The sequence below is a fragment of the Celeribacter neptunius genome (assembly GCF_900113955.1).
GTDB classification, from domain to species: Bacteria; Pseudomonadota; Alphaproteobacteria; order Rhodobacterales; family Rhodobacteraceae; genus Celeribacter; species Celeribacter neptunius.
In genome coordinates, this window is sequence record NZ_FORH01000003.1 from 26,204 (window position 1) to 47,333 (window position 21,130).

Annotated in this window: 22 protein-coding genes; 12 read left to right on the forward strand and 10 right to left on the reverse strand. The window is 62.6% G+C overall.

Translation table 11 applies throughout. The features are described 5' to 3' along the window. Positions 1 to 38 precede the first annotated feature (38 nt). Both BM151_RS08890 and BM151_RS08895 read left to right on the forward strand, forming a co-directional pair. Complete coding sequence (locus BM151_RS08890; RefSeq protein ID WP_090060173.1) at positions 39 to 1,121, forward strand: BMP family ABC transporter substrate-binding protein; 1,083 nt, start codon at positions 39 to 41, stop codon at positions 1,119 to 1,121. A 197-nt stretch (positions 1,122 to 1,318) separates the two neighbouring features. Then, complete coding sequence (locus BM151_RS08895) at positions 1,319 to 1,663, forward strand: carboxymuconolactone decarboxylase family protein (RefSeq protein ID WP_090060175.1); 345 nt, start codon at positions 1,319 to 1,321, stop codon at positions 1,661 to 1,663. A 161-nt stretch (positions 1,664 to 1,824) separates the two neighbouring features. On the opposite strand, the gene BM151_RS08900 is transcribed toward BM151_RS08895, so the two are convergent. Next, positions 1,825 to 2,196, reverse strand: a complete 372-nt coding sequence (locus tag BM151_RS08900) for a hypothetical protein (RefSeq protein WP_090060176.1) — start codon at positions 2,194 to 2,196, stop codon at positions 1,825 to 1,827. 45 nt (positions 2,197 to 2,241) lie between these two features. After that, positions 2,242 to 2,742 carry a hypothetical protein gene (locus tag BM151_RS08905; RefSeq protein WP_177213079.1) on the reverse strand — a complete coding sequence of 167 codons (501 nt, stop codon included), beginning with the start codon at positions 2,740 to 2,742 and terminating at the stop codon, positions 2,242 to 2,244. 198 nt (positions 2,743 to 2,940) lie between these two features. On the opposite strand from BM151_RS08905, the gene panC reads away from it, so the two are divergent. The 3 genes from panC to BM151_RS08920 all read left to right on the forward strand — a co-directional run bounded on the left by panC (position 2,941) and on the right by BM151_RS08920 (position 5,894). Beyond that, complete coding sequence (panC, locus tag BM151_RS08910; protein ID WP_090060180.1) at positions 2,941 to 3,789, forward strand: pantoate--beta-alanine ligase; 849 nt, start codon at positions 2,941 to 2,943, stop codon at positions 3,787 to 3,789. A gap of 82 nt (positions 3,790 to 3,871) precedes the next feature. Beyond that, positions 3,872 to 4,696, forward strand: coding sequence for a 3-methyl-2-oxobutanoate hydroxymethyltransferase (panB, locus tag BM151_RS08915; protein ID WP_090060182.1), 825 nt, complete (start codon positions 3,872 to 3,874; stop codon positions 4,694 to 4,696). A 283-nt stretch (positions 4,697 to 4,979) separates the two neighbouring features. Next, positions 4,980 to 5,894, forward strand: a complete 915-nt coding sequence (locus BM151_RS08920) for a pirin family protein (RefSeq protein WP_090060736.1) — start codon at positions 4,980 to 4,982, stop codon at positions 5,892 to 5,894. Positions 5,895 to 5,918: 24 nt separating this feature from the next. Here BM151_RS08920 and BM151_RS08925 read toward each other — a convergent pair whose 3' ends face one another. After that, on the reverse strand, positions 5,919 to 6,905 hold the full coding sequence (locus BM151_RS08925) for a 2-hydroxyacid dehydrogenase (protein ID WP_090060184.1): 987 nt from the start codon (positions 6,903 to 6,905) through the stop codon (positions 5,919 to 5,921). A gap of 366 nt (positions 6,906 to 7,271) precedes the next feature. Between BM151_RS08925 and BM151_RS08930 the strand changes: the two genes are divergently transcribed. Genes BM151_RS08930 through BM151_RS08940 form a run of 3 tightly spaced genes read left to right on the forward strand, consistent with a single transcriptional unit; the run spans position 7,272 to position 9,708 of the window. Beyond that, the gene (locus BM151_RS08930; RefSeq protein WP_090060737.1) at positions 7,272 to 7,802 is read left to right on the forward strand and encodes an SH3 domain-containing protein; all 531 of its coding nucleotides are present in this window, start codon (positions 7,272 to 7,274) and stop codon (positions 7,800 to 7,802) included. 6 nt (positions 7,803 to 7,808) lie between these two features. Further along, positions 7,809 to 8,810 (forward strand): capsular polysaccharide export protein, LipB/KpsS family, encoded by a 1,002-nt coding sequence (locus BM151_RS08935; RefSeq protein ID WP_090060185.1) that lies wholly within the window; start codon positions 7,809 to 7,811, stop codon positions 8,808 to 8,810. 19 nt (positions 8,811 to 8,829) lie between these two features. Continuing rightward, positions 8,830 to 9,708, forward strand: a complete 879-nt coding sequence (locus BM151_RS08940; RefSeq protein ID WP_090060187.1) for a cation diffusion facilitator family transporter — start codon at positions 8,830 to 8,832, stop codon at positions 9,706 to 9,708. A 17-nt stretch (positions 9,709 to 9,725) separates the two neighbouring features. Here BM151_RS08940 and BM151_RS08945 read toward each other — a convergent pair whose 3' ends face one another. From BM151_RS08945 to BM151_RS08965, 5 genes are all read right to left on the reverse strand, one after another. After that, positions 9,726 to 11,750: a M3 family metallopeptidase gene (locus tag BM151_RS08945; RefSeq protein ID WP_090060188.1), complete on the reverse strand. Its 2,025-nt coding sequence runs from the start codon at positions 11,748 to 11,750 to the stop codon at positions 9,726 to 9,728. 70 nt (positions 11,751 to 11,820) lie between these two features. Beyond that, on the reverse strand, positions 11,821 to 12,855 hold the full coding sequence (locus BM151_RS08950) for a HesA/MoeB/ThiF family protein (RefSeq protein WP_090060190.1): 1,035 nt from the start codon (positions 12,853 to 12,855) through the stop codon (positions 11,821 to 11,823). Positions 12,856 to 12,865: 10 nt separating this feature from the next. Then, on the reverse strand, positions 12,866 to 13,333 hold the full coding sequence (gene dut / locus BM151_RS08955; RefSeq protein WP_090060192.1) for a dUTP diphosphatase: 468 nt from the start codon (positions 13,331 to 13,333) through the stop codon (positions 12,866 to 12,868). Continuing rightward, positions 13,330 to 14,553 (reverse strand): bifunctional phosphopantothenoylcysteine decarboxylase/phosphopantothenate--cysteine ligase CoaBC, encoded by a 1,224-nt coding sequence (coaBC, locus tag BM151_RS08960; RefSeq protein WP_090060193.1) that lies wholly within the window; start codon positions 14,551 to 14,553, stop codon positions 13,330 to 13,332. Before coaBC ends, dut begins: the two co-directional genes overlap by 4 nt. Positions 14,554 to 14,676: 123 nt before the next feature. Continuing rightward, positions 14,677 to 15,558 carry an RNA polymerase factor sigma-32 gene (locus BM151_RS08965; protein ID WP_090060195.1) on the reverse strand — a complete coding sequence of 294 codons (882 nt, stop codon included), beginning with the start codon at positions 15,556 to 15,558 and terminating at the stop codon, positions 14,677 to 14,679. A gap of 53 nt (positions 15,559 to 15,611) precedes the next feature. Here BM151_RS08965 and cobU point away from each other — a divergent pair, with 53 nt between their 5' ends. From cobU to BM151_RS08985, 4 genes are all read left to right on the forward strand, one after another. Continuing rightward, positions 15,612 to 16,235 (forward strand): bifunctional adenosylcobinamide kinase/adenosylcobinamide-phosphate guanylyltransferase, encoded by a 624-nt coding sequence (cobU, locus tag BM151_RS08970; protein ID WP_342714559.1) that lies wholly within the window; start codon positions 15,612 to 15,614, stop codon positions 16,233 to 16,235. Then, positions 16,232 to 16,801: a histidine phosphatase family protein gene (locus tag BM151_RS08975; RefSeq protein ID WP_090060196.1), complete on the forward strand. Its 570-nt coding sequence runs from the start codon at positions 16,232 to 16,234 to the stop codon at positions 16,799 to 16,801. The genes cobU and BM151_RS08975 overlap by 4 nt, the downstream gene beginning before the upstream one ends. Before the next feature lie 76 nt (positions 16,802 to 16,877). Beyond that, the gene (locus tag BM151_RS08980) at positions 16,878 to 17,564 is read left to right on the forward strand and encodes a glutathione S-transferase (protein ID WP_090060198.1); all 687 of its coding nucleotides are present in this window, start codon (positions 16,878 to 16,880) and stop codon (positions 17,562 to 17,564) included. 104 nt (positions 17,565 to 17,668) lie between these two features. Then, entirely contained in the window at positions 17,669 to 19,180 is a 1,512-nt protein-coding gene (locus tag BM151_RS08985) for a YifB family Mg chelatase-like AAA ATPase (protein WP_090060739.1), read from the forward strand. Positions 19,181 to 19,182: 2 nt separating this feature from the next. On the opposite strand, the gene BM151_RS08990 is transcribed toward BM151_RS08985, so the two are convergent. Both BM151_RS08990 and gshB read right to left on the reverse strand, forming a co-directional pair. Continuing rightward, entirely contained in the window at positions 19,183 to 20,076 is an 894-nt protein-coding gene (locus tag BM151_RS08990; RefSeq protein WP_245781158.1) for an alpha/beta hydrolase, read from the reverse strand. A gap of 25 nt (positions 20,077 to 20,101) precedes the next feature. Beyond that, the gene (gshB, locus tag BM151_RS08995; RefSeq protein ID WP_090060199.1) at positions 20,102 to 21,037 is read right to left on the reverse strand and encodes a glutathione synthase; all 936 of its coding nucleotides are present in this window, start codon (positions 21,035 to 21,037) and stop codon (positions 20,102 to 20,104) included. Positions 21,038 to 21,130 lie beyond the last annotated feature (93 nt).

Here is a 21,130-nt window from a genome sequence, read left to right on the forward strand (position 1 = left end):
CCTCACGAGAACCTATCTATCAACAGGGGAGATATTCCATGAAACGTAGAACTCTGCTGACCGCTGCTGCGGCTTCCGCACTGGCTCTGGGCGCGGCCTTTCCGTCCTTTGCCCAGGACCCGGTGAAGGTCGGCTTCATCTATGTCGGTCCGCGCAACGACGGCGGCTGGTCCCAGCACCATCACGAGGCCGCTCTGGTGATGGCCGAGCATTTCGGCGATGCCGTCGAACTGGTCGAGCAGGAAAGCGTGCCGGAAGGCCCGGACGCCGAACGCGTGATGACCCAGATGGCCCTGTCGGGTGCCGATATCATCTTCACCACCTCCTTTGGCTACATGGATCAGACGATCAACGTCGCCGGCAAATTCCCGGATGTGAAATTCGAGCACGCCACCGGCTACAAGACCGCGCCGAACGTCGGCGTCTATTCCGCACGTTTCTATGAAGGCCGTGCGGTCGAGGGCTACCTCGCCGGTCACATGACCAAGTCGAACAAGATCGGCTACATCGGCTCGTTCCCGATCCCGGAAGTGATCCGCGGCATCAACTCCTCCTTCCTGCACGCCAAGAAAGAGAACCCGGATGTGGAAATGTCCGTGGTCTGGCTGAACACCTGGTTCGACCCGGCGAAAGAGGCCGACGCCGCTCAGGCGATGATCGATCAGGGCATCGACGTGGTGCTGCAGCACACCGACTCGACCGCACCGCAGATCACCGCGCAGAAGGCCGGCAATGTCTACACCTTCGGTCAAGCCGCCGACATGGCCGAATTCGGCCCGATGCCGCGCATCTCGTCCATTATTGACGAATGGGCGCCCTATTACATCGAACGCGTTCAGGCGGTGATCGACGGCACCTGGGAAACCGACAACACCTGGGACGGCATCGGCGCCGGCATGGTCGGCATCGGCGAGGTGTCCTCCGCCGTGCCCGCCGAGATCAAGGCAGGTGCAGAGGCTCTGACCGCCTCCATCGCCTCGGGCGAATACCACCCGTTCACCGGCCCGATCAACAAACAAGACGGTTCCGCCTGGCTCGCCGAAGGCGAAGTCGCCGACGATGGCACGCTCGCCGGCATGAATTTCTACATCGAAGGTCTGACCGGCGAGATCCCGCAGTAAGCGGCACCCGCAACTCACGACCGAGCAAACGGGGCCCGTGCATCTCGCGCGGGCCCTTTGCCTGTCACGCCTCTGCATGGCGGACCTGCAAAAGCGCCATATCAGCACCCGAATATGTTTGACCCGGATCAAAGTCGCGTCATGCTGCCTGTGCAAAAGACAGCGCCAACGAAGCAACAAGCGAACAAGGAGACCCCATGTCCTGGGTGGAAAAGAACGAAAGCATGCGCGATGCGCTTCGCGCCCTCAACAAGGCCAATCGCAACATTCCGGCAGGGTTCGGCGCCATGTCGAAAGCGGCGATGGAGGGCGATCTTCTCGACGGCAAGACCAAGGAATTCGTCGCGCTGGCGATCGCCATCGGCGTGCGCTGCGACCCTTGCGTCGGGTTTCACGTCGAAGCCCTGATGAAACAGGGCGGCACCCGCGAGGAACTCGCCGAAATGCTCGCCATGTGCGTGCAGATGGGCGGCGGACCGGTGCTGATGTATGCCGGCAAGGCGCTCGAATGCTGGGATGAATACGCGGCCCTTCAGGACTGAGCCCGACCGGCACGACCGGAAAGACAAGGACGGAAAACACAAAGGCGCGCCGGGGAGCCAGCGCGCCTATTGTTTTGTCGGTCTGAATGCCGGCCCGGATGTCAGTCCGGATGCTCGCCCGGCTCGTGGCCGAGACAGGACGACCCGGCAATCAGCGGCGATCAGTCGGTTTTGGCCACATCCACCAGCTTGCAGGTCTTTGCGCCAAACTTGTCGGTGAAACAGCGCATTTCCTGTACGATCTCCGGCTCCGGCCCGAACAACCAGACCCGGATGATCCGGGCCAGTTTGGCCAGAGCCCCTTCCCGCTCCTCGGGCGCCTCGACCGGCTCCAAGGGCGGATCGGGCGCAACGACCGGCGCCGGGATTGTCTGGGGATTCAGATCTTCATGCGGCACATCGACCTCGCTGCGGCTCTGGGCTCCCGGCAACGGTTCCCCAACGCGCTGCGCCAGCCCCGGTGTGGCCAGGGACACCGCCATGGCGATCCCCAGCGCCGCACAGACATGTCGAAATACAGAATCAGAATACATTGCACAAACTCGTGTCAGACAGCCACCGGCAATCGGCAGACAGGCTTAGCTTCGGGTCACGGTACAGACCTTGCCCCCGCCCGCTTTCGGCCGGCAAGACATTTCGACCTTCTCTTCGCGCTCACCGAAGAGCCAGGCGCTGACACGACCAAAATAGAAGGTGATTTTCTCACCGAAACTCGCCGACTCCGGCAGGGTTTTCTCCACGGTCACCTCGACCTCGGTTGCCGGATCGGAACCGGCGCCCTCGCCATTGTCATAAATAATGACACTGCCGGTCTGTGCCGGGGCTTCGACATGTTCGATCTCGAACTGGCGCACCCCTGAGCTGCTTTTCGGCGCGGTCACCTTGGCCACGGAAAGCGTCGGGGGCTGTTCTTCCTGACCCTCTACATAGAAATCCGTGCTCGGCATGCTCTGCATTCTGTCCGAGACGATCGACATCACTTCGGATTGGGTCTGCGAATATTGTGCGTAGACAAGGATCGACACCACGACCCCGATGGCAAATCCCATCAGACTCAGCGTTTTTCCAAAGGTCCCCATGTAAATTCCCCCGAACAATTCCCAAAAGATGACGAATACCGTCGCCAGAATTGCAACAAAACATGGCGAAAATTTGGACCCTGCGGGGAGTTTCCATGAAACCGGCGGGACTGTCTCGCCCTGCGATCTGCTTGCCGCTCTGGCGATCCCTTTGTACTGTCCGCCAGGATGGGCCCGTTTGGGTGAGGAGGACATCACTTGAAGATCTGCCGGACAAAGCAAGAAATCCGCGAGACGATCCAAGCCTTTCGGGCCAAAGGGGAAACCGTCGGGCTGGTGCCGACCATGGGGTTCCTGCACGAAGGGCATATGACGCTGGTGCGCCAGGCCAAGGCCGCGAGCGACCGCGTGATCGTATCGATTTTCGTCAACCCCACCCAATTCGGCGAGGCCGCCGACCTCGACGCCTACCCGCGCGACGAGGCCCGTGACTTTACCCTGCTCGAGGCCGAGGGTGTGGATGCCGTCTTCTGTCCCTCGGTCGAAGAGATCTATCATCCGCAAAAACAGACCACGGTTCTGACCGAAGAGCTGGACAAGGTGCTGATGGGAGCGCTGCGCCCCGGCCATTTCAAGGGCGTCTGCACCGTGGTCACCAAGCTGTTCAACATCACCGGCGCCGACAAGGCGTTCTTTGGCGAAAAGGATTACCAGCAGCTGCAGGTCGTCAAGACCATGGTCCGCGATCTCGACATGCCGATCGAAATCACCGGTGTGCCGACCGTGCGCGAGCTCGACGGTCTGGCCATGTCCTCGCGCAATGTGCGGCTCACGCCAGAAGACCGCCAGGCCGCGCTCATCCTGAACAAAGCGCTGGCCTATGCCGATTACGAGCTCTCCGACGGGCGCTCCGCCCCGGAGCTCGAACAGGAGATCCGCGACTTCATCGCCCGCGAACCACGCGCCCGGATCGAGAGCGTCGATGTCCGCGATGCCGAGACGCTGCAGGACGTGGAGGGCAAGATCACCCGTCCCGTGGTGATCCTGCTCGCCGCGCGTTTCGGCGATGTGCTATTGATTGACCAAAGGGTGGCTGAGCCGGCCTGAAAACCGGCCTGAAAACTGACCTGAGCGCCGGGTCGCATCGAAACCGCCCCCCACCCTGCCCTGATTCCGTGAGGAGGAACCCATGTCCACACAAACCGAAACCATTCGCCGCATCACGGTCCCGCAGATCCGCGAGCGCAAGGGCGGCGAGCCGATCGTCTCGCTCACGTCCTATCACGCGCACACGGCGGCAATTGCCGAGAAATACTGCGATTTCCTGCTGGTGGGCGACAGTCTCGGCATGGTGATGCACGGGATGGAGAGCACGGTGGGCGTGCCGCTCGATCTGATGATCATGCACGGCAAGGCGGTGGTGCGCGGCACGAAACGCGCGCTGGTTGTGGTCGACATGCCCTTTGGGTCCTATGAGGAAAGCCCGTCTCAGGCCTTCCGCAACGCCGCGAAGATCATGAAGGAAACCCAATGTCAGGCGGTGAAGCTCGAAGGCGGCGCGCGCATGGCGGAGACGATCAAATTCCTGTCCGAGCGTGGCATCCCGGTGATGGCCCATATCGGCCTGACGCCGCAGTCCACCAATATCATGGGCGGGTTCAAGACCCAGGGCCGCGACGAAGAGAGCTGGCAATTCCATATCGACGATGCAGTGGCGGTGGCCGAGGCCGGCGCCTTTGCCGTGGTGGTCGAAGGCGTGGTGGAACCGCTCGCGGATCGGATCACCAAGGCGATCGATGTGCCGACCATCGGCATCGGCGCCTCGAAAACCTGCGACGGGCAGATCCTCGTCATGGAAGACATGCTGGGGCTGAACGACTGGGTCCCGAAGTTCGTCAAGAAATTCGGTGCGGTCGGCGCGGCGATCGAAGAGGCGATTGCGGACTATGCCGAGGACGTCAAATCCCGCGCCTTCCCGACCCAGGACAATGTCTACGGCTCGAACAAGAAATAGAGACAGCGCCCCACGGGGCGCTTCTTTTTTGAGGCTTGATCACGGACAAAAGGGCTGTCCGGCGGCCGCGTCGTTGCGCGATGGCACTGCGGAACGGGATGGCCATGCCCCGGGTGATCCTCTCTCCTTCGTGCCCTCTCGTCACCTGGCTCCTGTCCGATGCACATGTTCATCCCCCGCAACAATTGCGCGGTGGTGCACACATCCGGTTCGCCTGCTAGTATTTACGCACAGCGCGACCTGCCGCATCATGGCGGCAAGTACTCATACAAGGAGTCTCATCCTGACTTTTCGCCCAGTCAAATCCACCTCCGAGGGTCAATACACACTCGAGGGCGCTGGTGTGCATCTCTATCGTGCTTTCGGCTTTCACAAACCGCGCGAATTCGATCCCTTCCTGCTCTTCGATGATTTCCGCAATGACGATCCGAAGAAATTCGAAAAGGGCTTCCCCTGGCATCCGCATCGCGGCATCGAAACCATCACCTATGTGCTGGACGGCGAGGTCGAGCATGGCGACAGCCTCGGCAACAAGGGTGTCTTGGGCGCCGGATCTGTGCAATGGATGACCGCCGGATCGGGCATCCTGCATCAGGAAATGCCGCGCGGCAACGCCACCGGCCAGATGCACGGGTTTCAGCTCTGGGCCAACCTGCCGTCGTCCTTGAAAATGACCGCACCGCGCTATCAGGACATTCAGGGCAGCGATATCCCCGAGATCATCGATGACGATGGCACCAAGGTGAAAATCGTCACCGGCTCCTTCTGGGGCAAGCGCGGACCGGTCGACGGGATCGCCGCCGATCCGCTGTATCTGGACATTTCGGTGCCGCCCAACACGCGCAAGACCCTGCCGGTCGACACCTATGCCAATACGTTTGCTTACATTTTCGCGGGCTCTGCCTCCTTCCGCGATGCCTCCAACCCGTACGGCGTGCGGGTCGAAAAGGAGGTGAATGGCGAAGAGGTCAATATCCGCGACATGTCAGGCAACCGCACGCTGGTGAATTTCGACACGGGCAATGAGATCGTGGTCAATTCCGGCCCCGATGGCGTGCGCTTCCTGTTGATCTCCGGTCAGCCGCTCAAGGAGCCGGTGGCCTGGCACGGGCCGATCGTGATGAACACCCGCGAAGAGCTGATGCAGGCCTTCGAAGAGCTCAACAACGGCACGTTCATTCGCGATCAGCGGGACTGATCACCGATCTCCCGAACGCCCGGGTCACACCATCTCGGGCAGCACCATATCCGGCGGCGGCAAGCCGTCGGAGAGGGTGCAGATGTTGAGCATCACCCGTTCGCCCATCTCGATCCGCGCCTCGACCGTGGCCGAGCCCATATGCGGCAGGAGCACCACATTCGGCAACTCGCGCAGCCGCGGATTGACCTGATGACCATGTTCGAAGACATCGAGCCCGGCACCGCCGATCTCGCCGGCCCGCAGACCACGGGTCAGGGCATTCTCATCGATCACCTCACCGCGCGACGTGTTGACGATCACCGAGGTCGGTTTCATCAGCTTCAGCCGCCTTGCGTTGATCTGATGGTAGGTCGCCGGCGTATGCGGGCAGTTGATCGACAGGATATCGACGCGCGACAGCATCTGATCCAGACTGTCCCACCATGTCGCCCCGAGCCCCTCTTCGATCTCTTCATGGAGGCGGTGGCGATTGTGATAATGCACCGACAGGCCAAAGGCCCGCGCCCGGCGCGCCACCGCCTGTCCGACCCGGCCCATGCCGAGAATGCCGAGACGCTTGCCGTTGAGCCTCTGGCCGAGAAAGGCCGTCGGCGCCCAGCCCTGCCAGGTGCCGGCCTGCATCACCGCCTGACCTTCGGGGATACGCCTTGTCACGGCCAGCATCAGCGCCATGACCATATCCGCCGTATCCTCGGTCATCACATCTGGGGTGTTGCTGACATAAATGCCCCGGGCCTTGGCCGCGACGACATCGATATGATCGACCCCGGCACCATAATTGGCAATGAGCTTCAACCGCTCACCGGCCTGGCCGATCATTTCCGCATCGATCCGGTCGGTGACACAGGGCACCAGAACCTCGGCCCTCTGCATGGCGGCAATCAGGGCATCGCGGTCCATCTTCCCGTCGCCGATGTTCAGCTCGACATCGAAAAGCTCCTTCATCCGGGTCTCAACCTGTTCCGGCAAGGCCCGTGTCACCACCACCTTGAGACGCGTTTTCGCCATAGCCGCCCCCTCTCTTTCTTTTTCACCCCCATACTGGCAAACTGGATTGCATCCCGGCAAGCCGTAAAGGATAAACACCCAAGGCGTGAGGCGCGCCGTATCGCGGCCTCCTCCGCGACATCCGGCGTGACCGGCGGTCGCGAGGAAAAGCGAAAAATCAGTGACGGCAGAGCAGGTTGGGTGATGAGAAGTAGCAGGCGGGATTTGACCTCCATGACGCTGATCCACGGACTGGGGCGATGTCTGGGCCGCTGTTTGGGCCGCTGTCGGATTACGCGCGGGATTTCGCGCCGGAATTTGGGCCAGGATTTGGGCCAAAATTCGCATCATGCCCTGCCCGTCGCCCTCTTTTTGGCCCTGTGCCTGATGCTCGCCGCCCCGCTTCAGCCTGCCTCCGCCGATGGCTCCGCGACCGGAACCGCACCCGAGGCCACGACCACGACTGCGACCACAGCCAAACCGGGGCCGACCCGTGGTCCGGTGACCAACCTGCCCTTGCCGCGTTTCGTCTCGCTGAAAAGCGACAAGGCCAATGTCCGGCGCGGGCCCTCGCTGTCGCATCGGATCGACTGGGTCTTTGTCGAACATGGCTACCCGCTCGAGGTCTTTGCAGAATACGGCCATTGGAGACGCGTGCGCGATGTCGAGGGCGCCACCGGATGGCTGCATTATTCACTGATCTCCGGCGTGCGCACCGCGCTCGTCATCGACGACAGTATCGATCTGTTCTCCCGCCCCGATCCGCAGTCGCGCCTCACGGCCCAGGCCGAGAAAAACGTCATTCTGCGGCTTCTGGAATGCGACATCAGCTGGTGCAAGGTCTCGGCCGATGGCTACAAGGGCTGGGTGCTGAAATCCGGTCTCTGGGGCGTGCGCCCGGACGAGATCCTGGAGTGAAAGGCCATGGAGCAGATCAAATCGCCTCTGGCCGCCCGCAACGTCCCGCCCGGGCTGAAATCCTGTGTGATCCACGGCTATGACAACTGGCATGACGCCATCGCCGAGGGCCGGCACGATTTCTTCACCAAGCTCACACCGCATCTGGCGGAAAACGGGCTCACCCCGTTTCTGGCCGAGGGCAATTCGCGCGCCTCACGCGCGCTGCTGACCGAGGATCATTTCCACCTGATCGTCGGCGGACCGGCCATGTACGGGCCGACCATTCTGCATGCCTTCCCCTCTTATCTCTGGGGGTTCTGGTATCTCGACGAGCTGGGCCACGGCTACAACAGCTCGCTGCGCTTCGCCCGGTACAGCCCCCAGTATAGCCCCGACACCGCGGATCGCGAAGCGGCCGAGTATTTCTTCAACGGCGTCACCGGCTACATGCTGCGCGAGAATATCTCGAAACTGCGTCAGGAACCGCGGCTGGATGCCCCCCTGCGCATCGCCACCGCCACCATCCTGTGCCAGCTCACCGAGACCGACACCCCCGGCTCGCATTATCTCAGCACCGAACAGATGATCGACACCGCCGCCACTTTCGACCGCGAGGCGCTGGTCTATGTCAAACCGCATCCCGAGCAGAGCAAGAAGGGCCGCCGGCGCATTGTCGAAATTTGCCAGAACCATCCGAATGTCAAACTGACGGACGCCTCGATCCACGACCTGATCCAGGCCGCACGCGTGGTGATCACCCAGAACTCCTCGGCCGGGTTCGAGGCGCTGATGCAGAAAAAGCCGGTGATCACCTGTGGCAAAAGCGATTATTGGCAGGCGACATTGACACCCCGGACCGTTGCCGAGCTGCATGCCGCAATCGAAGCAGGGCCGGAGACCATGGCCTCTTTCGATTACGAGGGGTATTTTCACTGGTTCCTGGAACAGCAGTGCCTGGAACCCGCGAAAGCGAACTTCCTGCCGCGCGCCTGGGCGCGGATCAAAGACAAGCTGCTGTTGAGCTGAAGATGAGTAGGACCCGAACATGAATGAGACCCGTCTGAACATCTCTGCGGGTGTGGCCTCTGTCACCGTCGCGATCCTCTTGGTGCTGGCCAAGATCTGGGCGCTGAGCCTCACCGGCTCGCTCTCGATCGCCGCCTCTCTCGCGGACAGTGCCATGGATTTTCTCATCGCTCTAGGTGGCTTGATGGCGATCTACTATGCCTCGCGCCCGCCGGATGACGATCACACCTTCGGCCACACCTCGGCCGAAGATCTCGCGGCGCTGGCGCAGGCCGTGTTCATCCTGATTTCCGGCGGGGTGATTGCGGTGACCTCGGCGCGCCGCCTTCTGTCCCCCACCCCACAGGAAGTGACCGCCGAAGGGATCGGCATCGCGGTGATGGCGTTTTCCATCCTGCTCACCGCCGGGCTGGTGCTCTGGCAACGTCATGTGGCGCGCAAGACCGGTTCGAAAGTGGTCTCTGCCGACAGCCTGCATTATGTCGGCGACCTGATTCCCAATATCGGGGCCATTCTGGCTCTCCTGGCCGCTTCGCTGTTCGGCTTCCACCAATTGGACAGTGTTGTCGCCCTCGGCGCGGCGGGGATCCTGATCGTCGGTGCGATTCGGATTTTCAAATCCGCCTGGGATGCGCTGATGGACCGCGCTGCCCCGCAGGAAATGATCGAAGATATTGAAGAGATGGCGAAGAACATGCCCGGCATTTTCGCCTTTCACGACCTGAAGACCCGCATGGCGGGTTCCAAACCCTTCGTGAATATCCATATCGAGGTCGATGGCGATCAGACCCTGCGCGAGGCCCATGCGATCTCCGCGCAGCTCAAACGTCAGATCCTCGATGCTTATCCCAATGCCGATGTGATCGTGCACAAGGATGTGGCGGGCGAGGCGGATTAACGCCCCGCCCGCGCGTTTTACTCTGCGGCCAAAAGCCCGCGCCCCTTGAGCAGCGCTTCGACCCCCGGCATCCGTCCGCGGAACGCCGTGTAAAGCTCTTCCGGGTCTTTCGAGCCACCGGTGGAGAGGATGTTGTCCTGCAGGCTCTTGGCCGTTGCCGCATCAAAGGCGCCCTTGTCCTCAAACGCTTCGAAAGCATCCGCGTCCATCACCTCGGACCACATGTAGCTGTAATAGCCGGAGCTGTAGCCGTCGCCGGAAAACACATGGGCAAAATGCGGCGTGGCGTGGCGCATGGTGATCGCATGCGGCAGACCGATACGTTCGAGCGTCTCGGCCTGGGCCGCCATCGGATCGGCGGGTGCCGCGCCATCGTGGAAGTCCAGATCGACCAGCGCCGAGGCGACATATTCCACCGTGGCAAAACCCTGATCATAGGTCTGGGCCGCCAAAAGCCGCTCGAGCATCTCTTTCGGCATCGCCTCACCGGTCTTGGCATGGGTGGCGAATTCTTCAAGCACTTCCGGCACTTCCAGCCAGTGTTCATAGAGCTGCGAGGGCAGTTCGACGAAATCGCGCGCCACGGAAGTGCCGGAGATCGACTCGTGCCTCACATCCGAAAGCATCTGGTGTAAGGCATGGCCAAACTCGTGGAACAGCGTGCGTGCGTCATCATAGGACAGCAATGCCGGTTCATTTTTCGGCGGTTTGGCAAAGTTACACACGTTCAAGACGATGGGCCGAATGTCACCCGCAAGCTTTTTCTGGCTGCGCATGGCGGTGCACCAGGCGCCCGAACGTTTCGAGCCACGGGCAAAATAATCGCCGATGAACACCGCGATATGTTCGCCGTCGCGGGTCACGTTCCAGGCGCGGGCATCCGGGTGATAGACCGTCATGTCGAGCGGAGTGAACTCCAGGCCAAACAGCCGGTTGGCACAGGTGAACACCGCCTCGATCATCCGTTCGAGTTGCAAATAGGGTTTCAGCTCCGCCTCATCGAGATCATGCTCGGCCTTGCGCCGGATCGCGGAGTAATACCGCCAGTCCCAGGGCTCCAGATCGCCGTTGATCCCGTCCTCGGCCATCATCCCGGCCAGCACCTCGGCATCCTTTTCGGCCGCCGCTTTCGCCGGGACCCAGACCCGCATCAACAGATCGCGCACCGCCTCGGGCGTCTTGGCCATTTCGGTTTCGAGCTTGTAGGCGGCGAAACTGGCGTACCCCAGAAGCTTGGCGCGTTCCTCGCGCAGCTTGAGGATCTCGGCGGCAATCTCGCGATTGTCATTGTCGTTGCCATTCTCTCCCCGGGCGGCCCAGGCCTTGAACGCAACTTCGCGCAGATCACGGCGCGGGGAAAATTGCAGAAACGGCACGATCAACGAACGCGACAGGGTCACGACCGGGCCTTTCGCGCCCTTTTCCTCACCGGCGGCACGTGCGGCCTCGACAACGAAATCCGGCAGGCCTTCAAGATCGTCCTCCGACAGTTCCATGAACCATTCGCGCTCATCGGCCAGAAGGTTCTGGGTGAATTCCGTGCCAAGGCTCGCCAGACGCGATTTGATCGCCGCCATCCGGTCCTTTTCCGCGCCTTCGAGCTTGGCACCCGAGCGCACGAAGGAGCGACGGGTCAGCATCAGCACGCGCGCCTGTTCTTCCGTCAGACCCAGCGTATCGCGCGCCTCCCAGAGCGTCTCGATCCGCCCGAACAGCGCGGAATTCGCGGTGATTTCCGACGAATATGCCGACAAGAGCGGCGAGAGCTCGCGCATCAGCGCATCGCGCGCGTCATTGGTGTCGGCCCCGGCCATGCCGTAAAACGCCCCCAGAACTTTCGACAGCGTCGCATCGGCCAGTTCCAGCGCCTCAATGGTGTTGGCGAATGTCGGGGCTTCCGGGGTGTCCGTGATCGCCTTGATCGCCGCACGGCCCTCGTCGAGCGCAGCATCGATGGCGGGGCGAACATCCTCGTCCTTCAGCTCCGCGAAGGGCGGAAGGTTGAAAGCGGTATCCCAGTCGGACAGGTAAGCATTGGTCATGAGCGTCTCCTTTGACGAAGAAGCTATGTCGGGCAGCACGGAAGGAAAAGGGGCGGTCTGGGGGCAGGCGTCATTTCCCGCCGCAGATCGGGCATTCGGCGCGTTTTTTCACCGTGATCGTCCGGGTCTCCGCGTAGAGCGCGTCATGAATGACCAGACGCCCCATGAGCCCTTGCCCGGCGCCGGTGATTTCCTTGACCGCTTCCATCGCCAACATCGTGCCGAGGACGCCCGGCAGCGGCGCGGCCACACCAGCCTCGGCGCAGGTCGGAACCATACCGTCGGCGGGACGCTCAGGGAACACGCATTGATAACACGGGCCATTTTCATGGGATTTATATGTGCTTATTTGACCTTCCCATTGGGTGATCGCCGCCGCGATCAGCGGCTTTCCCGCCGCGACACAGGCGCGGTTGACCAGATAGCGCGTGTCGAAATTGTCCGACCCGTCGAGCACCAGATCATACTCCGAGACAAGCTCAGCGCAGCTCTCGTCAAAGGCGCGGTGATAGGGCTTCACCTCGATGAACGGGTTCTGCGCCAGCATCGCCTCCTTGGCCGAAAACACCTTGGGCATGCCAAGCCGGGCATCGGTATGGATCACCTGGCGTTGCAGGTTCGAGGCCTCGACCACATCCGGATCGATCACCCCGATGGTGCCGACGCCCGAGGCGGCAAGATATTCGAGCACCGGCGCGCCAAGCCCGCCGGCGCCGATCACCAGCACCCGCGCCTGTTTCAACGCCTTCTGCCCCGGCCCGCCGATCTCACGCAGCAGGATATGCCGCATGTAGCGTTCGAGTTCCGCCTCGCGGAAAGTGCCGGCGGGTTGCTCGTCCGTCACCTCTGGCCGCGCGCGTTTGCGCAGGGCGGCGAGCCCATAGCGATAGGTAACAACGATCAGCGCCGCGCCCCCGACCAGAAGCCATTCGCCAAGGGAACCACCCAGCGTGATGCGCAGCGGATGTGGATCGGGCAGCACCGCGAGCGCCAGAATGACGGCCAGATAGAGCACCCCGATCATCGCCCAGCGCGCCCGCGCCGGAGCTCCGGTCAGCGCGCCGATGCCCCAGAGCACGGCAGCAATGATCAGAAAGCCTATCATGCCAGCGCGCTCATGCCTGTCCGGTGGAGCCAAAACCGCCGGTGCCGCGCGCGGTGTCGCTGAGGTCTTCAGCCACCGTGTAGAGGCCTTGCAGAACCGGCGCGACGAGGAGCTGGCCGATACGTTCGCCATGATTGATCTGGAACGGGTCCTGCCCGTGGTTGATCAACAGGATGCCGATCGGCCCGCGATAATCGGCATCGATGGTGCCGGGCGTGTTGACCATGGAAATCCCGTGTTTCAGTGCCAGACCGGAGCGCGGCCGTACCTGCACCTCGTAGCCCGGCGGGATTTCCATGGCAAATCCGGTGGGAATGAGCGCACGTTCGCCCGGTTCGAGTGTCAGCCCCGTCTCACGCTCTTCCGGCGGGAAATTCGCCCGGACATCGGCGCCGGCGGCGTGTTCGGTCTCATGCGCCGGCAGTTTGATCGATGTGTCCGCGCCCTCAAGCCATTGGATTTTGATCGAAATGCTCATCTGCGCCCCGCGTTTGATGTGTCTGTTCCATTCAGGTGGTCGGCGATGCGATAGGCCAGTTGCCGCGCCACCTCATCCTTGCCCATGCGCGGCCAGTCGTCGGCGCCACGTTCGGTGATCAGCACCACGGCATTCTCGCTGCCGCCCATGATCCCGGTGGCGGGAGAGACATCATTGGCCACGATCCAGTCGCAGCCCTTGCGTTTGCGTTTCGCCGTGGCATGGGCCACCACATCGTCGGTCTCGGCGGCAAAGCCCACGACGAGACGCGGACGCCCCGCCTCCATCTGGCTCACTCCCGCGAGAATGTCCGGGTTCTCGGCGAACTCCAATGTCGGCAGCTCCCCTTTGACCTTCTTGATTTTCGAGCCATTTTCCGTCGCCACCCGCCAATCCGCGACGGCGGCGGCAAAGACGGCAGCCTCGGCGGGCAGCGCGGCCTCGACAGCGTCCTTCATCTCACGCGCGGTCTCGACCCGGATCACCTTGACCCCCGAGGGCGGCGGCACATCGGCAGGACCGGTGACAAAGCTCACCTCGGCGCCGAGGTCCCGCAGCGCCACGGCAATCGCCGTGCCTTGGGCCCCCGAGGAGCGGTTGGCGATATAACGCACGGGATCGATGGGTTCATGAGTCGGGCCGGAGGTGACGAGGATATGTTTGCCCTTCAAAGGCCCTTCGGTCAGGGCGCTGCGGATCGCGCCGATGATATCGGGCGTCTCGGACAGGCGCCCGGGACCGAATTCGCCGCAGGCCATCGCGCCCTCTTCCGGGCCGACGAACATCACGCCGTCGCCCTTGAGCGTCGCGACATTGCGCTGGGTCGCCGGGTGTTCCCACATCCGCACATTCATCGCCGGCGCCACCAGCACCTTTGTGTCGGTGGCGAGCAAAAGCGTCGAAGCGAGATCATTCGCCAGCCCATTGGCCATCTTGGCCAGAAGGTCGGCGGTGGCCGGCGAGACGACGACGAGATCGGCCGAGCGCGACAGCTCGATATGGCCCATCTCCGCCTCATCGGTGAGATCGAAAAGATCGCGATAGACCTTTTCGGCGGCCAACGCCGAGACCGACAGCGGCGTGACGAATTCCTCGGCAGCCGTGGTCAGAACCGGCACCACACGCACGCCCTCGTCGCGCAGCCGCCGCATCAGGTCGAGCGATTTGAACGCCGCGATCCCGCCGCCGATGATCAGAAGAATGGTCTTTCCGTTCAGCATGCTCCGCCCCTTTACACACCCCTTCGCCAAGTCGAATGACCTGTCCGCAAAGGTGTAGGGCGCGCCATGGGCAAACTCAAGGGCCTGAACCCGCTTGTCCGCCCATGACCGCGATCCTGAAGCTCAGGCAAAGAGCGCGGTCAGCGCCTCGCCATGACGTTCGAGCGTCTTGCGCATTTTCACGAAAGCGCCAGCCTCCAACTGCCGCACCCGTTCTTTGGAGAGCGACAGTTCCTCGCCGAGGCTCTCCAAGGTGCGCGGCTCATCGGCGAGCTTGCGTTCGCGCAGGATGAACCTTTCACGTTCCGAAAGCTCATCCATCGCCTGATCCAGCCAAGCCTTGATCTGCGCCTGATCATGCGCCTCACCGACCATTTCGGCGGTGGTTTCACCCTCGTCGGCGAGCGTCTCGATCCATTCGCGGCCTTCCTCGTCGCCGGATTGCTGGGCATTGAGGGAAAAGTCCGAGCCCGACAGCCGCCCGTCCATCATCTCGACATCTCTAAGCGGCACGCCGAGATCCATGGCGACCATCTGCATCAGCTGATCACGATCGAGGCTGGCGCCTTCCGCCTGGGCCTCGCGCTCCAGCCGCGCCTGAACCCGGCGCATGTTGAAGAACAGCGATTTCTGCGCCGAGGTGGAGCCGGTGCGCACCAGCGACCAGTTGCGCATCACGTAATCCTGCACCGAGGCCTTGATCCACCAGACGGCATAGGTGGAAAACCGCACGCCGCGATCCGGATCGAATTTCTCGGCGGCTTTCATCAGCCCGAGACCGGCCTCCTGAATGAGGTCGTTCATCGGCGCACCGTAGCGTTTGAATTTCGCCGCCGTGGAAATTGCCAGCCGCATATAGGCTGTGACAAGCCTGTGCAGCGCCGCCTCGTCGCGATGATCGCGCCAGGCCCGTGCCAATTCCTGTTCCGTTTCCGCGTCCAGCATTTCTGCCTTCATCGCCCGCCGCGGCAGGGCGTTGTCCGATGCAGTCACATCGAGTGCCATGTGAACCTCCTAAAGGTTTGTATGCTCTGGCTTCAACTCACGGCGTTTAGGTCATGCGTGTGCCGCGTCTGGCCATTTGCGAGCGGTGGCTACTCCTGATAGGAAAACCCTACCTCATTCAGGCCGAAATGGATCTCACGATCATGTGCGCAAATATGACACTTGTCCTAGGCGGAGCCTCTTCCGGAAAGTCGAATATCGCAGAAAACATGTGCATTAACAGCACGTTGAACAAAGTGTATCTGGCCAGCGCCCAGGTGCTCGATACGGAAATGCGCACAAAGGTTGATCTCCACCGCACAGAAAGAGGGGCTGATTGGTGCACAATCGAGGAGCCTCTGAGCGCGGATCGGGTGATTTCCGAGGCCAAAGCGGATCAGATTCTCCTGTTCGACTGCGTCACAATGTGGCTGACGAACCATCTTTTGGCGGATCACGACCTTGACGCTGAAACCGAAAATCTGATCGATGCGCTGCGCCGCACCCCGGCGCAGATTGTGATCGTGTCAAACGAGGTCGGCATGGGCATCGTGCCCGACAATGCTCTGTCGCGGCGTTTCCGGATCGCCCAAGGGACCCTCAACCGGCAGCTGGCGACACAGGCCTCCTGTGTCATCGGGGTGATGGCGGGCCTGCCCTTCGCGCTCAAGGGCGTCTTGCCGGAGGGTTTGCTGTGAGCCGGCTCTGGCTGATCCGACACGGGCCGACCCATGCCAAGAGCTTTGTCGGCTGGAGCGACCTGCCCGCCGATCTTTCCGATGTGGCGGCAATCGCCCGGCTTGAGGCCGCGCTGCCGCAAGTGCCAGTGATCTCCTCGGACCTGAGCCGGGCCATCGAGACCGCCAGCGCGGTGCAGGCCAGCCGCCCGCGCCTGCCGCATGATCCGCGGCTGCGCGAGACGCATTTCGGCGACTGGGAGCTCAAGAGCTGGTCGGAGATTGCGGAGACCCACGGCGCACTGGCACGTCAGGTGTTTGAAACCCCCGGCGAGGCGGCGCCGCCCGGCGGCGAAAGCTGGAACATCTTTTCCACCCGGGTGCATACAGGCATCACGGCACTCAAAGGCGAAACCGTGGTGGTGGCGCATATGGGGGTGATCCTCGCGCTCTTGCAAAAGGCGCTGCGCTGCTCTGCCCATGAGGCGCTCGGCCATCAGATCGACCCGCTGTCCTGCACCGTGATCGATTGTCCCGAGGGGCTTGACGGGCCTTGGTCTTGCGCTCAAATAAATCACAAATATTGATGAAAAATCATACAATTATGAATTATTGTGATGGTATAATTCATATTAGGATGGGCCAAACCATCTGGAGATCCCCATGTCTTACGACCTTTTCATCGCCGACAAAAGCTTTTCGAGCTGGTCGCTGCGCGGCTGGCTTCTGTTTGAGAAATTCGGCATCCCCTATACCGAGCATTTGCTCGGACTCTATGCTGGCACCATGCAAGAAGAGCTGAAGCCGCTGACCCCTGCGCGTTTCGTGCCAACCGTGCGCACACCCGAAGGCTGGGTGATCGGCGAGAGCATCGCCTTGGCAGAGACATTGGCCGAGCGTCATCCCGAGGCCGGGATCTGGCCCGAGGACGCAGAGGCCCGGATCTACGCCCGCTGGCTGGTCGCCGAAATGCATGCCGGGTTCACGGCGCTGCGCGGCGCCTGCGCGATGCAATTGCTGCATCAATATCAAGGCTTTGAGATAACGGATGCGGTCCAAGCCGATCTCGACCGGTTGGAGCTGGTGTTGGGCATCGCCTTTGAGCGCTTCTCCGGCGAGGGCCCCTGGCTGTTCGGCCGCTTCACCGCCGCAGATGCCTTCTACGCCCCGGTGGCGGCCCGGATCACGGGGTATGACCTGCCGGTTTCCCAACGCCTCCAGGCCTATGTCGCGACACATCTCAAGGACCCGGCCTTCAAGGCCTGGCGCGCCGAAGGATTGAAGGTCAGCTATGACCCGGCCCCCTATGCGCTCGACCTGCCGACACAAGACTGGCCCGATCCCGCATAGAAAGCTCGCATAGGTTGTTCAAATGGATGCCCTCACCCTTTTTGCGTGAAATTCGGTGCATTTTGTGCATGATGGAACGACAAAGGCGTGAGGGGGAACTGGCCATGGTCGCGCGGACATTTTCCGTCGCTTTCGAAGGGGTGGAGGCGCGTGCCATCGAGGTGCAATGCGCCGTCGCCCCGGGCCTGCCGAGTTTCACCATCGTCGGCCTGCCGGACAAGGCGGTCACCGAGGCACGCGAACGGGTTCGCGCGGCGCTTGCGGCAATGCAAATCGCGCTGCCGTCGAAAAAGCTGGTGATCAACCTTTCGCCCGCTGATCTGCCCAAAGTCGGTTCGCATTTCGACCTGCCGATCGCCATTGCCATTCTCGCCGCCACCGGGCTGATCCCGGAAGAGGCGGCACAAGGCATCCTGTCACTCGGCGAACTGGCCTTGGACGGGTCGCTGGTGGCGGTGAACGGCGCCCTGCCCGCCGCGCTCACCGCCGCCGAACTGGACTGTGTTCTGGCCTGCCCCGAGGGGTGCGGATCGGAGGCCGCTTGGGTCGGGGCGACGCCGGTGATTGCGGCCAAGAGCCTCGGGCAATTGCTGCATCATTTCACCGGGGACCGTCCCTTGCGCGAAGCCGAGCCGGGCGAGGTCACCCGGCCCGACCATCACAAGGATCTGCGCGACGTCAAAGGTCAGGAACGCGCCAAACGTGCGCTGGAGATCGCCGCCGCCGGCGGTCATCACATGTTCATGGTCGGCACGCCCGGCTCCGGCAAATCCATGCTGGCCGCGCGCCTGCCGACGATCCTGCCGCCACTGTCGGCCCAAGAGGCGCTCGAGACCTCGATCATCCATTCGCTCGCCGGGTTGCTGGACGAAGGGGGCATATCGCGCGAAAGGCCGTTTCGCGAGCCGCATCACACCGCCTCCATGGCCGCCATCGTCGGTGGCGGGCGCGGCGCGCAGCCGGGCGAGGTGTCGCTGGCGCATAATGGCGTGCTGTTCCTAGATGAATTGCCGGAATTTCCCCGCCCGGTGCTGGAGACCCTGCGCCAGCCCATCGAGACCGGCGAGATCATGGTGGCCCGCGCCAATGCGCATATGCACTATCCGGCGCGGGTGATGCTGGTCGCCGCCGCCAACCCGTGCAAATGCGGTTACCTGCCCGACCCGGAACGCGCCTGCAGCAAGGCGCCCCTATGCGGCGAGGACTATCTCGGGCGCATCTCCGGACCTTTGATGGATCGCTTCGACCTGCGGCTCGAAATGCCGCCGGTGCAGTTTCAGGATCTCGACCTGCCGCCTTCGGGCGACAGCTCCGCCGCGGTCGCCGCCCGGGTGGCTGCGGCGCGGGCGCGACAGGCGGAACGCTATGAGGGCACGGGGCTCCGAACCAATGCCCAGATCGAGGGGCAGATCCTCGACGAGATCGCCACGCCGGATGCGGAAGGCCGTGCGCTCCTCACCAAGGCGGCGGAAAAGCTCGGCCTGTCGGCACGGGGCTATCACCGGGTCTTGCGGGTCGCACGCACCATCGCGGATCTGGCGGAGGAAGAGGCAATCGCCCGTCCGCACCTCGCCGAAGCGCTCAGCTATCGGGTGGTCTCGGGCGTACTGAACTGACCTCAATCGGCAACGGCTTTGACGAACTCGGCGGTTTCGCGAATGGCCTGACGGGCTTCCGGAAAGATCCCGTCGAACATCTGCCAGACATGCGGCGCGCCCTCCGTGAGGCGAAGCGTCACTTGCGCCCGCTCCGCGCGCAAATATTCGGCCATGCGGACGGAATCATCGCGCAGGAGCTCGCTCTCGGAGGCCTGGAGCAGCACCGGCGGGCAATTTGGAAAGCGGGCAAAAAGCGGCGAGACCCGCGGGTCCTCGGGCGACAGATCGCCAAGGATCATCGTGGTCAGGTCGCGGGCGCGGGCGGGCGGAAAGAAATGGTCGCACTCGGCATTGTCGTGATGCGAGGGGCTCGAAAGCGTCAGATCGGTAAAGGGCGACCAGGCGAAGGCGCCGGCCGGTGGCGTGGCCTCGGCACAGAGCTGCGCCAGAAGCGAAAGCGTCAGGCCTCCACCGGCGCTGTCACCGCCGATCACCACCTGTTCGGGCGCAAAGCCGGAGCTCAGAAGCGCCCGCCAGATCGTTGCAGCGTCTTCGAACGCCGCCGGCGCCGGATGTTCCGGGGCGAGGCGGTAAGCCGGCAGGAACACCGCCCGATCGGCGAGCTGCGCCAGACGCCAGGCGAGACGTTTATGGGTATGTGGGCTACCGGCGATATAGCCGCCGCCGTGAAAGAACAGGATGACGCGATCCTGACGCGCTCCGGGTGGCCTGATCCACATCCCCGGCAGACCAAGCGCATCGCGCCTCACCTCGGTGCCCGGCGGCACGAAGAGCGAGGCTTTCGCGGCGAGATCCATGCCTTCGCGCAGAGGCACCGGGTTCTGAGCATGGGTGAAGGCGCCGCGCACCACGGGGCTCAGGGCCCCGGCGAACAATCGCATGCGAAAGCTCATGGACCGCGCTCCTCCACCCTGCCGATCAGCCCCGCTTGGCTTCGATCGCCTGCCAGATCAGCTCGGCCGTGTTGGTGCCATCGAAACGCTCGAGTTCCTGAATGCCGGTGGGCGAGGTGACGTTGATCTCGGTGAGATAATCGCCGATCACATCGATACCGACAAAAATCTGGCCTTTCTCTTTCAGAAGCGGGCCGATCGCCGCGCAGATCTCCAGATCGCGCTCAGAGAGGCCGACCTTTTCCGGGCGCCCGCCGACATGCATGTTCGACCGCGTCTCACCCGCCTGCGGCACGCGGTTGATCGCACCGACAGGTTCGCCATCGACGAGAATCACCCGTTTGTCGCCATTCGACACGTCGGGCAGGAATTTCTGCACGATCATCGGCTCGGTCGACATGGAGGTGAACAGCTCGTGCAGCGACGAAAGGTTGCGATCATTCGGGTCCAGGCGGAACACGCCGGCGCCGCCATTGCCGTAGAGCGGTTTGAGGATGATGTCGCCGTGCTTGTCCTTGAATGCCTTGATGGTCTCGAGATCGCGGGCGATCGCGGTCGGCGGCGTCAGCTCCGGAAAATCCAGCACCAGCAGTTTCTCGGGGTAATTGCGCACCCAGAACGGGTCGTTGACCACCAGAGTTTCGGGCGTCAGCCGCTCGAGCAGATGCGTGGTGGTGATATAGCCCATGTCAAAGGGCGGGTCCTGACGCAGCCAGACCACGTCATAGTCGGAGAGATCCACCTCGACCATTTCGCCGAGGCTGTAGTGATCGCCCTTGACGCGTTTCACCTCGACGGGCCAACCGCGGGCGGTGACGCGGCCTTCCTGGAAGGCCAGATGCTCCGGCGTGTAGTAGAACAGCTCATGGCCGCGCTTTTGCGCCTCTTCCATGATGCGAAAGGTGCTGTCGGCGTCGATATTGATCGGACCGATCGGGTCCATTTGAATGGCAACTTTCAAGGGATGGGTCCTCTCGAGACATGTTTCCCCATAGATGGACCAGCAGCCCCGCCCGTTCAATGGCAATGTCTTGTGCGCGGATGGATGAAGTCG

Bases quoted from the DNA above. Each gene is read 5' to 3' on its own strand.
- BM151_RS08925 (WP_090060184.1), bottom strand. From the start codon at position 6,905: ATGGCGAAAACGCGTCTCAAGGTGGTGGTGACACGGGCCTTGCCGGAA.
- BM151_RS08890 (WP_090060173.1), top strand. From the start codon at position 39: ATGAAACGTAGAACTCTGCTGACCGCTGCTGCGGCTTCCGCACTGGCT.
- BM151_RS08965 (WP_090060195.1), bottom strand. From the start codon at position 15,558: ATGGCACTCGATGTGACTGCATCGGACAACGCCCTGCCGCGGCGGGCG.
- BM151_RS08895 (WP_090060175.1), top strand. From the start codon at position 1,319: ATGTCCTGGGTGGAAAAGAACGAAAGCATGCGCGATGCGCTTCGCGCC.
- BM151_RS08900 (WP_090060176.1), bottom strand. From the start codon at position 2,196: ATGTATTCTGATTCTGTATTTCGACATGTCTGTGCGGCGCTGGGGATC.
- BM151_RS08905 (WP_177213079.1), bottom strand. From the start codon at position 2,742: ATGGGGACCTTTGGAAAAACGCTGAGTCTGATGGGATTTGCCATCGGG.
- BM151_RS08930 (WP_090060737.1), top strand. From the start codon at position 7,272: ATGCTCGCCGCCCCGCTTCAGCCTGCCTCCGCCGATGGCTCCGCGACC.
- BM151_RS08980 (WP_090060198.1), top strand. From the start codon at position 16,878: ATGTCTTACGACCTTTTCATCGCCGACAAAAGCTTTTCGAGCTGGTCG.
- BM151_RS08940 (WP_090060187.1), top strand. From the start codon at position 8,830: ATGAATGAGACCCGTCTGAACATCTCTGCGGGTGTGGCCTCTGTCACC.
- BM151_RS08935 (WP_090060185.1), top strand. From the start codon at position 7,809: ATGGAGCAGATCAAATCGCCTCTGGCCGCCCGCAACGTCCCGCCCGGG.
- coaBC (WP_090060193.1), bottom strand. From the start codon at position 14,553: ATGCTGAACGGAAAGACCATTCTTCTGATCATCGGCGGCGGGATCGCG.
- BM151_RS08950 (WP_090060190.1), bottom strand. From the start codon at position 12,855: ATGATAGGCTTTCTGATCATTGCTGCCGTGCTCTGGGGCATCGGCGCG.
- dut (WP_090060192.1), bottom strand. From the start codon at position 13,333: ATGAGCATTTCGATCAAAATCCAATGGCTTGAGGGCGCGGACACATCG.
- BM151_RS08990 (WP_245781158.1), bottom strand. From the start codon at position 20,076: ATGAGCTTTCGCATGCGATTGTTCGCCGGGGCCCTGAGCCCCGTGGTG.
- cobU (WP_342714559.1), top strand. From the start codon at position 15,612: ATGCGTGTGCCGCGTCTGGCCATTTGCGAGCGGTGGCTACTCCTGATA.
- panB (WP_090060182.1), top strand. From the start codon at position 3,872: ATGTCCACACAAACCGAAACCATTCGCCGCATCACGGTCCCGCAGATC.
- BM151_RS08945 (WP_090060188.1), bottom strand. From the start codon at position 11,750: ATGACCAATGCTTACCTGTCCGACTGGGATACCGCTTTCAACCTTCCG.
- BM151_RS08985 (WP_090060739.1), top strand. From the start codon at position 17,669: ATGGTCGCGCGGACATTTTCCGTCGCTTTCGAAGGGGTGGAGGCGCGT.